The sequence below is a fragment of the Bradyrhizobium sp. ISRA442 genome (assembly GCF_038085055.1).
Classification (GTDB): domain Bacteria; phylum Pseudomonadota; class Alphaproteobacteria; order Rhizobiales; family Xanthobacteraceae; genus Bradyrhizobium.
Map to the genome: position 1 here is coordinate 144870 of NZ_JALGCN010000007.1, position 13752 is coordinate 158621.

The window sequence follows — 13752 nt, forward strand, 5'->3', positions numbered from 1 at the left end:
AACAGACCAGGTTTAGTTGCCGATGTCGCCCTGCCACAGGCGCTCATTGGCGGGATTGGAACGCCACGTCTTCATCATGGTGATGGAGCGGTCGTCGGCAAGATCGATCCAGGGGATGGCGAACTTGTCGAGAATGTCCTTGGAGCCGGGAAACGTGACGGACTCCCCGATCACCACCAGCGAGACCTTGAACAGGCCAAGCGCGCCGGCGCACATCGAGCATGGCGACAGCGTGGTGTACATGACGGTGTCGTGAAACGAGATCACGCCGGCGTCGCGCAGGCAGCTCATCTCGCCGTGCAGGATGACGTTCTTTTCCTGCACACGGTTGTTGTGGCCGCGGGCAATGATCTTCTTGTCGCGTGTCAGCACGGCACCGATCGGCAGGCCGCCCTGCGCGATCGAAGCCTCCGCCTCGCGGATCGCCTCCAGCATGAAATCATAGTGATGGGATTCGACCGCCACGCTCAGTGCCCCTTCTGTCCGCGCGGCGTGGTGGCGCCCATGTCAGTCGGCCGGTCGATCTCGGCCTGGAACATGTCGAGGATCCGGCCCAGCGCCTCTTCTTCGGTGTACTCGCTCTCGCGGGCATAGGCGCGTGCGGCGTGGCGGGCGAGATCGACCAGCAAAAGACCCCACATGTCGGGCTCTTCGAAGGCGCGCTGGAATGCCATCGACAGCCCGCCCTCCAGCACGAACACGCGCAGGATCTCGACCGCGTCCTCGCGGGCGATAACGTCGGGCGGTAATGGCTGCTCCTTCGGGCCCGCCATGGTCTACCTGTAGCAGACCGCTTTGGCGGCCTCGACCACTTCAGCCGCCGAGGGCAGCGCAAGCTTCTCCAGGTTCGCGGCATAGGGCATCGGCACATCCTTGCCGGAGACGCGCGTCACCGGCGCGTCGAGATAGTCGAAAGCGTGCTCCATGATGCGGGCGGCGATCTCGGCGCCAACGCCGCTTTGCGCCCAGCCCTCCTCCACCGTGACCGCCCGGCCGGTCTTCTTGACCGAGTTGACGATGGTCTCGGTGTCCATCGGCCGCAGCGTGCGCAGATCGATGACCTCGGCCTCGATGCCGTCCTTGGCAAGCTCGTCGGCGGCCTTGAGCGCGTAGGTCATGCCGTTCGACCAGGAGATGATGGTGACGTGGCCGCCCGAGCGCACGATTCGCGCCTTGCCGATCGGGATCACGTAGTCGTCGAGCTTCGGCACCTCACCGGTATGGCCGTAGAGCACCTCGTTCTCGAGGAAGATCACCGGATTGGGATCGCGGATCGCGGCCTTGAGCAGACCCTTGGCGTCGGCCGCCGAATAAGGCGCGACCACCTTCAGGCCTGGAATGTGCGAGTACCAGGCGGAGTAATCCTGGCTGTGCTGCGCGGCGACGCGGGCGGCCGCGCCGTTGGGTCCGCGGAACACGATCGAGCAGCCCATCTGGCCGCCGGACATATAGAGCGTCTTGGCGGCGGAGTTGATGATCTGGTCCATCGCCTGCATGGCGAAGTTGAAGGTCATGAACTCGACGACCGGCTTCAGCCCGGCCATCGCGGCGCCGATGCCGACACCGGCAAAGCCGTGCTCGGTGATCGGGGTGTCGATCACGCGCCTCGCGCCGAATTCCTGGAGCAGGCCCTGGGTGACCTTGTAGGCGCCCTGATATTCGGCGACCTCTTCGCCCATCACGAAGACGTCGGCGTCGCGGCGCATCTCCTCGGCCATGGCATCGCGCAGGGCTTCGCGGATGGTCTGCGTCACCATTTCGGTGCCGGCGGGCACTTCCGGATCGGGCTCGGCGACGGCCCGCGGCGCGGAGGGCGCAGCGGGCTTCGGCTGCGGCGCCTCGGCCTTCGCTGCGGCAGGCGGCGCTTCCGCGGCCTTCTCCTGCTTGGCGGGCGCCGGTGCCTTGGCAAGATCAGCGGCGCTCTCGCCGTCGGCAAGGATCGTCGCGATCGGCGTGTTCACGGCAACGTCGGCGGTGCCTTCGGGGATCAGGATCTGGCCAAGCGTCCCCTCGTCGGTCGCCTCGACCTCCATGGTCGCCTTGTCGGTCTCGATCTCGGCGATCACATCACCCGACTTGATCTGCTCGCCCTCTTTTTTCAGCCATTTGGCGAGGTTGCCCTTTTCCATCGTGGGCGAGAGCGCGGGCATCAGCACTTGAATTGGCATATCGACTCCAAAAGAAAGCTTGCGCGCGTTCAGCGGTAAACGTCGGTCCAGAGCTCGGAAGCATCCGGCTCGGGGTCATGCTGGGCAAAGTCGGCGGAGGCGTTGACGATGTCGCGAACCTCGGCGTCGATCGCCTTGAGATCCTGTTCGCTCACCTTGGCCGCCAGCAGGCGGTTGCGCACCTGCTCGATCGGATCCTGGTCGTGGCGAACCTTCTCGACCTCCTCGCGCGTTCGGTACTTTGCGGGATCGGACATCGAGTGGCCGCGATAGCGGTAGGTCTGCATTTCCAGGATGACCGGACCCTTGCCGGCGCGGCACCAGGCGACCGCCTCGTCGGCGGCGGCCTTCACCGCGCGGACGTCCATGCCGTCGACCTGATGACCGGGGATGTTGAAGGACAGGCCGCGCTTGGAAAAATCCTGCTGCGCCGAGGCGCGCGAGACCGACGTGCCCATGGCGTAGCGATTGTTCTCGATGACGAAGATCACCGGCAGTTTCCAGAGCTCCGCCATGTTGAAGCTCTCATAGACCTGGCCTTGATTGGCAGCACCATCGCCGAAATAGGTGACGGCGACGTTGTCGTTGCCGCGATAGTGATTGGCGAAGGCGAGCCCCGCACCGAGCGAGACCTGGGCGCCGACGATGCCATGGCCGCCGTAAAACTTCTTCTCCACGCTGAACATGTGCATGGAGCCGCCCTTGCCCTTGGAATATCCGCCGCGGCGGCCGGTGAGCTCGGCCATGACGCCCTTGGCCTCCATGCCGGTGGCGAGCATGTGGCCGTGATCGCGGTAACCGGTGATGACCTGATCGCCGTCCTTCAGGGCCATCTGCATGCCGACCACCACGGCCTCCTGGCCGATATAAAGATGGCAGAAGCCGCCAATCGCGCCCATGCCGTAGAGCTGGCCAGCCTTTTCCTCGAACCGCCGGATCAGGAGCATGTCGCGGAGCGCCTTGAGCTCCTGTTCCTTCGTGAATCCCGGTGGCGAGCCGCCGTTGGTCTTGTCCTGTGGAGCGCTTGCGGCGGCTTTCTTGGGTGCGGCCATGGGAATTCCGGGTCAGAGAAAACTTTCGCCCTCTCTAACCCAAGTCAAACGCATGCGAAAGCGCTGCGGCGCCGCGGCGCGGCTTTCATTTATGCCGCACTGCAACGTGGCCGAAATATTGCAAAATGTTTGGCGCCGATCGGGCAACAAATCTAATCGCCGCGGCGTGCGGACCAGATTCGAGACCGCGTCAAGGTGCGAGGTATCGATTTGGAGCAAGGCGGCGCCGCAACGGCGCCGCCCTCTCCGCTCCGCCGATCGATCAAGTCCTTGTCGGCTCTGCCGATCAAGTCCTTGTCAGAAGAAGCCGAGCTTCTTCGGGCTGTAGCTGACGAGCAGGTTCTTGGTCTGCTGGTAGTGATCGAGCATCATCTTGTGGGTCTCGCGCCCCACGCCCGACTGCTTGTAGCCGCCAAACGCTGCGTGCGCGGGATAAGCGTGATAGCAGTTGGTCCAGACCCGACCGGCCTGGATGGCGCGGCCGAAGCGGTAGCAGCGGTTGGCATCGCGGCTCCAGACGCCGGCCCCAAGGCCGTAGAGCGTGTCGTTGGCGATCGCGAGTGCCTCATCGTCGGTCTTGAAGGTCGTGACCGAAACGACGGGCCCAAAGATCTCCTCCTGGAAGATCCGCATCTTGTTGTGACCCTGGAATACGGTTGGCTGGACGTAGTAGCCGCCGGCGAGATCGCCGCTCAGGCTGGCGCGGCCACCGCCGGCCAAAACCTTTGCGCCCTCGCTCCTGCCGATGTCGATATACGACAGAATCTTCTCCAACTGCTCGCCGGAGGCTTGGGCGCCGATCATCGTATCGGCCTCGCGCGGATCGCCCTGCTTGATGGCAGCGACACGCTTTAACGCCCGCTCCATGAAGCGGTCGTAGATATCCTCATGGATCAGCGCGCGGCTCGGACAGGTGCAGACCTCGCCCTGATTGAGCGCAAACATCACAAAGCCTTCGATCGCCTTATCGAAGAAGTCGTCATCTTCTGCAGCCACGTCCTTGAAGAAGATGTTCGGCGATTTGCCGCCGAGCTCGAGCGTGACGGGAATGAGGTTCTGGCTGGCATATTGCATGATCAGCCGGCCCGTCGTGGTCTCGCCGGTGAAGGCGATCTTGGCGATCCGCGGGCTCGAGGCGAGCGGCTTGCCGGCTTCGAGGCCAAAGCCGTTGACGATGTTGAGGACGCCGGGCGGCAGAAGGTCGCCGATGATCTCGGCCCACACCATGATCGAGGCCGGCGTCTGCTCGGCGGGCTTGAGCACCACGCAATTGCCGGCGGCGAGCGCCGGCGCAAGCTTCCAGCACGCCATTAACAACGGGAAATTCCAGGGAATGATCTGGCCGACGACGCCGAGCGGTTCATGGAAATGGTAGGCGATGGTGTCGTGATCGATCTCGCCGATCGAGCCTTCCTGGGCGCGCACGACGCCGGCGAAATAGCGGAAGTGATCGATCGCGAGCGGCAGGTCGGCAGCGCGGGTCTCACGGATCGGCTTGCCATTGTCCCAGGTCTCGGCGATCGCAAGGCGCTCGAGATTCTGCTCCATGCGGTCGGCGATCTTGTTCAGGATCGCGGCGCGTCCGGCGGCGCTGGTGCGGCCCCAGGCGGCCTTGGCGGCGTGCGCAGCGTCGAGCGCGACCTCGACGTCTTGATGGTCGGAGCGCGCGATCTTGCAGACGACTTGGCCATTCACCGGCGAGGCGTTGTCGAAATACCGCCCCGAGATCGGCGCGACGAACTTGCCGCCGATGAAATTGTCATAGCGTGCGGCGAAGGGAACTTTGGTGACGCTGAGGAATTCCACCTTGTTCATTGATCACTCCCGATGTTGCTGTTTGCGCAATTCGTCGCGTGCGTTTGCGCCTGTGCGACTTGCACCGACGATCTCGCGGGAGCGATTTCCTGTCAGCCCGGGCGGAAGCGATGGTCAGGCCGACCTGTCGCAGTTCTGCGACAGGTGACGTGGCCACAAGATACCCCGGCCTCATCCCGAGGAGCACGCCCGTTGGGCGCCTCGAAGGATGGCCGCGGGCGACAGCGGGGCCTTTCATGGTTCGAGACGGCGCTTCGCGCCTCCTCACCATGAGGGTTCAGTTATGTGCGTGGAAAGGAACTGGGGCTTAGTGCTTCAGTTCAAACCGCTTAAGCTTTCGATGCAGCGTGGCACGGCTGACGCCGAGGGCCTTGGCGGCCGCCGAAACATTGCCGCCCGCGCGCAGCAGCGCCCGCTGCAGCACCGCGCGCTGACCGCCGGCAAGATGATCGTGCGCCGTATCGCCGCCGAGAAGATCGGCCGCAGGCATCGGCCGTAACGGGCGACCGGGCGCGATCCCGAGTCCCACCCGGGCGGATCGGGTCGCGCCAATCACGAGATCATCAGCATCGACCGCGACGAGACCGCCGCCCTGGCCGTCGGAGGCAGGCGTCAGCAGGATGCGGGCATGGGCAAAGGCGCGGCGAAACAGATCGGCCTCGATGCGCTTTGCCGCTTCGCCCGCCGCAAGCGCGATCAGGCTGGAGATGGCGTCGGTGCGGTCGGCGCGGCAGGAGGAGACGTCGAGTACGCCGGCAAACATCCCGTTATGGTCGTAGATCGGAACGGCGGTGCAACTCAGAAGCGTATTGCGGGTGAAGAAGTGCTGGTCGCGGTCGATCGTCAGCGGCCGCTGCTCGACAACGCAGGTGCCGATGCCGTTGGTGCCCTCGTGCTCCTCGCTCCACAGCGCGCCGGTCCACAGGCCCCAGGATTGAAACGTCGCGTCGTCGGCCGGCGTGCCGCGACGGTCGACCGGCACGCCCTTCCCGTCGGCAAGCAGCACGCAGCAGCCGGCTGCGCCCACAGCCTGATAAAGCCGGTCCATCGCGGCTTGCGCGGCCGCCAGAAGCGGCCCGATGCGCTCGCGCGCCTGGCGCAATTCGGCGTCGCTCAGCCGCAGCGGCGGGCTGCGGCCGCCAGGATCGAGGTGATGCAGTCGGGACGCGCGCCGCCACGAGGCCACGAGCGCGGAGCGGGCCGCCTGGCCTGATACGATGGCGGCCTCGACGCGGGCCGCGTGATGCCGGGACATTGGCCCATTCATCACTGTTTCCTCCGAGAACAGTCTACGCGGTGGCGGCACAGCCCGATTGATCTGCGTCAACCTTGGCCGGCCCTGCACGCAGCCCATGCCATGAACCCAGCGCCGCGCCGCCGTCAAGGCGACAATCCGACAACGCCTTACGACTTTCGGTACGAGGCTATCGGAAGTCGACGCCGACTTTCGACACCAGTTGCGGAAGTTTCGGAAAGCGTCAGTTCGTCGGGTTCATCCGAACGAGATCATGCGGATTGACGTAGTCGAGCTGGAAGCGCGCCCGCTCGTCGAGCATATCCGGGTCGATCTTTTCCCTGCGGAGCAGTGACACGCGCTGCTCGCTCCTGGCGCGCTCGCGCTTGAGCTGCGCCAGTTCGCTGGTCAGCGCGATGATCTCCTGGTCGAGCTCCTGGCGCGCGTTCAGGCCGTACTTGCCGGTATAGGCATTGATGCCGAAATAGCCGACGATGGCGGCCGCCATCGTGTAGAGAGCAAGGCCGGTCAGGATCGACTTCAGGCGCGCGCGGGAGACCATGTCCGGCAAGATGGGACAGGTTGGTTAAGGGAGTGCTAATTCCAGCTTGCTGGCCTACCCCTGCCCGACCACGCGACCAGACCCTCATGGCGAGGAGGCGCGAAGCGCCGTCTCGAACCATGAAGGCCCGGCTGTCTCCCGCGGCCATCCTTCGAGATGACCGCTTCGCGGTCTCCTCAGGATGAGGACCTACGATGTTGCGGGCAGTGTTTACGTCAGCCCTGGTTCTTCGCGACGTGCGCGGCGAAGGCGTCGAGGTACTGCTGCAGGACGGTCTTCAGGGAGTCCTTGGTCAGGTTGCCCGCGGCATCGAAGGCGTCGCCGACGCCGTTCAGGTAAATCTCCGGCTGCTGGAGGATCGGGCCGGCAATGCCGGGCAGGATGTTCTGGAGATGCTTGGCTGCGCTGACACCACCGAGCGGACCCGGCGAGTTGGAGATGATGCCAGCCGGCTTGCCGTTGAAGGAGCTCTTGCCATAGGGCCGCGAGGCGACATCGATGGCGTTCTTCAGCACGCCCGGGATCGAGCGGTTGTATTCGGGGGTGACAAACAGCACGCCGTTCGACTTCTGGAGCTTTTCACGGAAGGCCAGCCAGTCGGCGGGCGGCGCGCCCTCGAGGTCCTGGTTGAAGAAGGAAATGCCCGCTGGCGTCACCACTTCGAGCGAGAGCGAGCTCGGGGCAAGCTTGGCGAGGGCATTGGCGATCTTGATGGAAAAGCCTTCCTTGCGCAGGCTGCCGACGAGCGTGACGATGTGATAGGCCATGGTTTGTGTCCTTAATCTCCAGCGGGATAGTCGCGCACTTAATCCGGCTGCATCAGTGGATGCAAGTGCATGAACCGTGCCGATTTGGAAACGCTGCGTTCACGGAATTGAACTGTTGCCCAAAACAATCAGGCCGCCCGAAGGCGGCCTGATGTTTCCGATGGCGTGCGCGATCAGATCGTCGGATTCCAGGCCGACGGGATCAGGCGATATTTCGCGCCGTCTTTCTCGACATGGCCGACCGAGGGGAAGGTGAAGTGGAAGCCGACCACAGTCGCCTTCTCCGCCGCCGCCATGTCGTAGAACTTGTGGCGGGTCTCCTGCGCCAGCGCTGCATCAGTGTCGAATGCCACGTGCCAATCCGGATTGCGCAGGAACAGCTCCGGAATGTTGGTGACGTCGGACTGGATCAGCACTTTCGCGTTGCCCGAGGCAACCGCGAACGAGGTGTGGCCAGGCGTATGGCCGGGCGTCGCGATCGAGGTGATGCCGGGCGCAACTTCCTTGCCCCATTCGTACTTCGTCACCTTCGACTCGAGCCCGGCGAACGTCTTCTTCACGTTCGCGAAGTAGTTCTTCATCATGTCGCTGGAGGCCTTGCCCGCGTTCTCCTCGCTGGCCCAAAACTCCCAGTCCTTCGCCGGCACCATGATCTCCGCATTCGGGAAGGCAAGCGAGCCGTCGGCCAAACGGATGCCGTTGGTATGGTCGGGATGCAGATGCGACAGCAACACGATGTCGATGCTCTTGGGATCGACGCCGGCGGCCGCGAGGTTCTGCAGGGTACGGCCGACCGCGCCCTTGCTCGCCTCGAAATTCGCAACGCCGTTGCCGCTGTCGATCAGCACCAGCTTGGAGCCGGTGTTGATGAGCTGCGGATTGAACGGGATCGTGACCATGCCCTTCGGCATGTAGGCGGCATCGGCGGCGGCGAGCGCCTCTTCCTTCGGAACGTTGACGACGAACTTGTCGGGCATCGGGAAGCTGCGCGCGCCGTCGTTGATCGAGGTGCATTCGAAGCTGCCGATCTTGTAGCGGTAGAAGCCCGGCGCCTGTGCTCCGCTTTGCGGCACTGCGCCATTGGCAACGGTCGGTCCCAGTCCGGTCACGGCAGCCGCGCCGACGGCGGCCGCGCCCGCGAGCAAGTGGCGGCGATTGAGATCTGTCATGGAGATGTCCCCTTTGCGTGCGGTTTGTCCCGCTTTCAATTGCGGCGCGAATGTTCTCCCGCTTCGCTCAGAAGGCAAGACCTTCTTTGGGCGACGTGCCCTAGCACATCACGAAGATTTATTTGGGTTGATGAGGAATTTTTCGCCGGTAGCCCGTTTGGCGTACACGGCGATGTTGGCCGGATCGAGCGCTTCCTGGAGCGAGACCACCCTGGTGTAGTGGCTGGCAAAGGTGGTCTTCAATTCGTCGACCACGCGCTGACGCAGCTTGGCGGCATCGGCCTGCCCGATCTTCATCAGGAACGGAAACAGCAGCCAGCCGCCGACGCCCCAGGCCATGCCGAAGCCGCGCGGCAGTTCGATCGGTCGCGTGTCGAGCGCGCCGTAGACATAGACCTGCTTGTGCACGTTGGAGCCGTAGCGGCTATATTCTTTCGCGGTCTTGTTGATCGCGGCTTCCATGCAATTGAGGATGTCACCGGCGAGCTTGCCGCCGCCGATGGCGTCGAAGGCGATGGTGGCGCCGGTCTCGACCAGCGCGTCGGTGAGATCGCCAAGAAAGCTCGGCGAGGTGGAGTCGACGACATGCTTTGCGCCGATCTTCTTCAGGATGTCCGCCTGCTCTTTGCTGCGCACGATGTTGACGAGCGGGATGCCGTCCTTGAGGCAGATCTTGTTCAGCATCTGCCCGAGATTGGAGGCAGCCGCGGTGTGCACCAGCGCCTTGTGGCCTTCGCGACGCATGGTCTCGGTCATGCCGAGCGCTGTGAGTGGATTGACGAAGCAGGATGCGCCTTCGGCGGGCGTCGTGCCGGCCGGCAGCGGCAGACACTCCCTCACCTTCAGCGTGCGATATTGCGCGTACATCGCGCCGCCGATCATCGCCACCGTCTTGCCCATCAGCGCTTTCGGAGCATCCGACGAGCCGGTCCTGATGACGACGCCGGCGCCCTCATTGCCGACCGGCATGGACTGGTCGAGCCGGCCTGCCATCGCCCGCAGCGCGGCTGCGGGCACCTGTGCGGTGATCACGGGCGAAGCTTTCGTACCCGAGGCCTTGGCCGTGCTCATGTCGGCGGCGCCGACGAGCAGGCCGAGGTCGGACGGGTTGATCGGCGTCGCCTCGACGCGGACGACGACCTCGTCCGCGGCGGGTTCGGGGGTCGGCACGTCGACGAGCGAGATTTCCAGCTCACCGCTCGCCTTGATCAGCGAACGCAGTTGCAGTCCGGTCTTGCCGTCGCTCATGTCGATCCTCCCGTGTTCTGTCAAAGCGCCGGCTTATGCCAGCGCCTTCAGCGCCGCCTTGCCGGCATAGAGCGCCTGCTTGCCGAGCTGCTGCTCGATGCGCAGGAGCTGATTGTATTTGGCGGTGCGATCGGAGCGCGCAAGGGAGCCGGTCTTGATCTGACCGCAATTGGTGGCGACCGCGAGATCGGCGATGGTGGAATCCTCGGTCTCACCGGAGCGGTGCGACATCACCGAGGTGTAGCCGGCCTTGTGCGCCATCTCGACGGCGGCGAGCGTCTCGGTCAGCGTACCGATCTGGTTGACCTTGATCAGGATCGAGTTGGCGCGTCCTGCCTTGATGCCGTCCGACAGGCGCTTGACGTTGGTGACGAAGAGATCATCGCCGACGAGCTGGCACTTGTTGCCGATCAGGTCTGTGAGCTCTTTCCAGCCGTCCATGTCGTCTTCGGACATGCCGTCCTCGATGGTGACGATCGGATAGCGCGAGACGAGATCGGCGAGATACTTGGCCTGTTCGGACACCGAGCGGGTCTTGCCCTCGCCTTCATAGACGTACTTGCCGTCCTTGAAGAACTCGGTCGAGGCGCAGTCGAGGCCGAGCACGACGTCGCTGCCCACCTTGAAGCCGGCCTTGCCGATCGCGTTCACGACGAAGTCGAGCGCGGCGTCGGCCGACGGCAGATTCGGGGCGAAGCCGCCCTCGTCGCCGACATTGGTGTTGTGGCCGGCCTTCTTCAGCTCGGACTTCAGCGTGTGGAAGACTTCGGCGCCGTAGCGCAGGCCCTCGGCGAAGGTCGGCGCACCGACCGGCAGGATCATGAATTCCTGGAAGTCGATCGGATTGTCGGCATGCACGCCGCCATTGATGATGTTCATCATCGGCACCGGCAGAAGCCGCGCCGAGGTGCCGCCGACATAGCGATAGAGCGGCATGTCGAGCGAGTTCGCGGCCGCCTTGGCGCAGGCGAGCGAAACGCCGAGGATGGCGTTGGCACCTAACCGGCTCTTGTTCGGCGTGCCGTCGAGGTCGATCATGATCTGGTCGATCTGGACCTGATGCTCGACATCGATGCCGCTCAAGGCCTCGAAGATCTCGCCGTTGACGGCACCGACGGCCTTGGAAACGCCCTTGCCGAGATAACGGGCCTTGTCGCCGTCGCGCAGTTCCACCGCCTCGTGGGCACCGGTGGACGCGCCGGACGGCACCGCGGCGCGGCCGAGCGAGCCGTCCTCCAGCACGACGTCGACCTCGACGGTGGGATTGCCGCGGCTGTCCAGGATTTCGCGGCCGATGATGTCGACAATGGCGGTCATGATGTTGCACTTCCGTTCGTTGGAGCTGATCGGTTCGCCGCGCGTCTTACACGGAGCGCAAGCAAATGTGAACGCTTGGACCGGCCGCTTCGACTGACGCGTGAAGTGCCTCAGACTAAGCTCGACCGCATCTGATCTGCGCGTCCAACCTCAATCTGAAACAGTCGGGGTAACGCCATGAATCGTCGCCAGTTTCTTGCCTCGAGTGTCGCCCTTCTCACGGTTCGCCCAAGTTTTGCCCAAGAGGCCCCGTTCCGGACGAAATATTTCCCCATCAGCCCCGGCATCGGCCTGCACGATCTCACGCCGGCGCCCGATGGCCGCATCTGGTTCACCGCACAAGGCAAGGGCATGCTCGGCAGGCTCGATCCGAAGGATGGCTCGTACGAGACCGTCAGCCTCGGACAAGGCGCAGCGCCCCACGGCGTGACGATCGGTCCCGACGGCGCGCCGTGGATCACTGAGGGCGGCCAGAACGCGATCGCGCGTGTCGACCCTAGCGACCTCAAGGTCACGTTGTTCCGCCTGCCTGAGAAATTCGCTTCCGCCAATCTCAACACCGGCGTGTTCGACAAGTCCGGGACCTACTGGTTCACCGGACAATCCGGTTACTACGGCCGCCTCGCGCCGAAGTCCGGCGAGATGAGCGTGTTCAAGGCGCCGAAGGGCGTCGGTCCCTACGGCATCACGGCCACGCCCAAGGGTGACATCTGGTACGCCTCGCTTGCGGGGAGCTATATCGCCAAGATCGATCCGGCCACCGGCAATGCTCATGTCGTCGAGCCGCCGACGCCGAACCAGGGGGCACGGCGCGTCTGGTCGGATTCGAAGAGCCGGATCTGGGTCAGCGAGTGGAACAGCGGGCATGTGTCGGTGCACGATCCCGCCGACGGCTCATGGAAGAGCTGGAAGCTGCCGGGCGAGCGCCCCCGCACCTACGCGGTCTATGTCGACGACAAGGACAAGGTCTGGCTGACCGACTTCTCGGCGAACGCGATTCTCCGGTTTGATCCGGCGAGCGAGCAGTTCAACGTGTTCGCCAGCGACAAGGCGAATGCCAATGTCCGTCAGCTCGACGGCCGGCCGGGCGAGCTGTGGGGCTGCGAATCCGGCAACGACCGGATCGTCATGATCCAGACCATCGCCGCCGGTTGACGACGGCCACAATTGCGTCCATCCCGACATCCGCAAAAGGATGACGACGATGGCGAAAAAATCTCTCCAGCTCGGCCGCGCGGTCGAGTGGCCGCACACACCGGAAGAAGCCCAGCTCGACCGCGTGCCCAATCCGCAAAAGGGTACGGACTATCTGGTGCGCTTCACCGTGCCGGAATTCACCTCGCTCTGCCCGGTCACGGGCCAGCCGGATTTCGCGCATCTGATGATCGATTACGCACCGGGCGCGTGGCTGCTGGAGTCGAAGTCGCTCAAACTCTACATCGCGAGCTTTCGCAATCACGGCGCCTTCCACGAGGATTGCACCGTGATGATCGGCAAGCGCATCGCCTCCGAGATCAAGCCAAAATGGCTGCGCATCGGCGGCTACTGGTACCCGCGCGGCGGCATTCCGATCGACGTATTCTGGCAGACCGGCCGCGTGCCAAGGGGCCTCTGGGTACCCGAGCAGGGCGTCGCGCCCTATCGCGGGCGGGGTTAGTTTCTTTCAGGCACGGATTGAATCAGCGCGCCACGCCAAAACTTGCGTCAAACCAACGGGAGCACACCTCAGCTCTCTCTCCATTAATTTAATCGAAGGTTGCTCAGGTCTTCTTGGTCGGACTGTGATCGCGCGCCGGATAGTTGGCGCCGGATTCGGCAATGTGGCGCCGCACTGCTGCAATGAGTGCAGCGAGATCGCGAGACTCGATCGCATCGACAATCTCGACGTGGTGTGCAGCACTTCTTTGCAACTCGGCATTCGACGGCCACAAGGCGATCGGTCCTGGTCTGGCGCGATTTCGGATTTCGACGATGAGCCTGGCGAGCGATTGGTTTGCTGCATGGCGATAGATCTCGTCGTGAAAGGCTGCGTTAGTATTTGCTTGGTCCGCTTTGCTGCCGCGCGCCACAGCATCTTCAAAGAGTTTCTGGGCTTGCTTGATTTTTCCAAATTCGATGGGGCCGATATTCGGTAACGCCTGCGTTGCCGCTTCAACCTCCAGCAACATGCGGATCTCCAATATCTCGCGAACGACATTCAGGTCGGGTTGTGCGACCCGGTACCCACGATTTTCGACATGGGTCACCATCCCGCTTGCGGCGAGTTGGGTCAGTGCACTTCGGACGTCGAAACGTTTCGCAACGAAGGCCTCCTCCAGGTCGATCTGGCGCAACCATTCGCCCGGCCGATAGTCGCCTTGCAGGATGGCGGCACCGATTTCCACCGCCAACAGTCTCTTCTGCTCCTTCCGTACTTTCAT

Annotated in this window: 14 protein-coding genes; 2 read left to right on the forward strand and 12 right to left on the reverse strand. The window is 63.8% G+C overall.

From position 1 onward, the window contains the following. Positions 1 to 12: 12 nt before the first annotated feature. From MTR72_RS17210 to eno, 11 genes are all read right to left on the reverse strand, one after another. A complete protein-coding gene (locus MTR72_RS17210; protein WP_280970778.1) occupies positions 13 to 465 on the reverse strand; it encodes a nucleoside deaminase in 453 nt (150 codons plus the stop codon). A 2-nt stretch (positions 466 to 467) separates the two neighbouring features. Continuing rightward, positions 468 to 773: a DUF5076 domain-containing protein gene (locus MTR72_RS17215; RefSeq protein WP_280970777.1), complete on the reverse strand. Its 306-nt coding sequence runs from the start codon at positions 771 to 773 to the stop codon at positions 468 to 470. Positions 774 to 776: 3 nt separating this feature from the next. Next, on the reverse strand, positions 777 to 2168 hold the full coding sequence (locus tag MTR72_RS17220) for a pyruvate dehydrogenase complex E1 component subunit beta (RefSeq protein ID WP_280970776.1): 1392 nt from the start codon (positions 2166 to 2168) through the stop codon (positions 777 to 779). 29 nt (positions 2169 to 2197) lie between these two features. After that, complete coding sequence (gene pdhA, locus MTR72_RS17225) at positions 2198 to 3220, reverse strand: pyruvate dehydrogenase (acetyl-transferring) E1 component subunit alpha (protein WP_280970775.1); 1023 nt, start codon at positions 3218 to 3220, stop codon at positions 2198 to 2200. Between the two features lie 297 nt (positions 3221 to 3517). After that, entirely contained in the window at positions 3518 to 5035 is a 1518-nt protein-coding gene (gene adh, locus MTR72_RS17230; RefSeq protein WP_280970774.1) for an aldehyde dehydrogenase, read from the reverse strand. A 307-nt stretch (positions 5036 to 5342) separates the two neighbouring features. After that, a complete protein-coding gene (locus tag MTR72_RS17235; protein WP_280970773.1) occupies positions 5343 to 6302 on the reverse strand; it encodes a GAF domain-containing protein in 960 nt (319 codons plus the stop codon). Positions 6303 to 6513: 211 nt separating this feature from the next. Further along, complete coding sequence (locus MTR72_RS17240) at positions 6514 to 6831, reverse strand: FtsB family cell division protein (RefSeq protein ID WP_280970969.1); 318 nt, start codon at positions 6829 to 6831, stop codon at positions 6514 to 6516. Between the two features lie 215 nt (positions 6832 to 7046). After that, entirely contained in the window at positions 7047 to 7598 is a 552-nt protein-coding gene (locus MTR72_RS17245) for an NADPH-dependent FMN reductase (RefSeq protein WP_280970772.1), read from the reverse strand. A gap of 173 nt (positions 7599 to 7771) precedes the next feature. Further along, positions 7772 to 8767 carry an MBL fold metallo-hydrolase gene (locus MTR72_RS17250; protein ID WP_280970771.1) on the reverse strand — a complete coding sequence of 332 codons (996 nt, stop codon included), beginning with the start codon at positions 8765 to 8767 and terminating at the stop codon, positions 7772 to 7774. A 108-nt stretch (positions 8768 to 8875) separates the two neighbouring features. Further along, the gene (locus MTR72_RS17255; RefSeq protein WP_280970770.1) at positions 8876 to 10015 is read right to left on the reverse strand and encodes a zinc-binding dehydrogenase; all 1140 of its coding nucleotides are present in this window, start codon (positions 10013 to 10015) and stop codon (positions 8876 to 8878) included. 33 nt (positions 10016 to 10048) lie between these two features. Continuing rightward, positions 10049 to 11332 (reverse strand): phosphopyruvate hydratase, encoded by a 1284-nt coding sequence (gene eno, locus MTR72_RS17260; RefSeq protein ID WP_280970769.1) that lies wholly within the window; start codon positions 11330 to 11332, stop codon positions 10049 to 10051. Positions 11333 to 11509: 177 nt separating this feature from the next. Between eno and MTR72_RS17265 the strand changes: the two genes are divergently transcribed. Together MTR72_RS17265 and queF are read left to right on the forward strand one after the other, a co-directional pair. Beyond that, positions 11510 to 12487 (forward strand): Vgb family protein, encoded by a 978-nt coding sequence (locus MTR72_RS17265; protein ID WP_280970768.1) that lies wholly within the window; start codon positions 11510 to 11512, stop codon positions 12485 to 12487. Positions 12488 to 12527: 40 nt separating this feature from the next. Then, on the forward strand, positions 12528 to 12989 hold the full coding sequence (gene queF, locus MTR72_RS17270) for a preQ(1) synthase (RefSeq protein WP_280970767.1): 462 nt from the start codon (positions 12528 to 12530) through the stop codon (positions 12987 to 12989). A gap of 103 nt (positions 12990 to 13092) precedes the next feature. Here the strand turns inward: queF and MTR72_RS17275 are convergent, their stop codons facing one another. Further along, positions 13093 to 13752, reverse strand: coding sequence for a GntR family transcriptional regulator (locus MTR72_RS17275; RefSeq protein WP_280970766.1), 660 nt, complete (start codon positions 13750 to 13752; stop codon positions 13093 to 13095).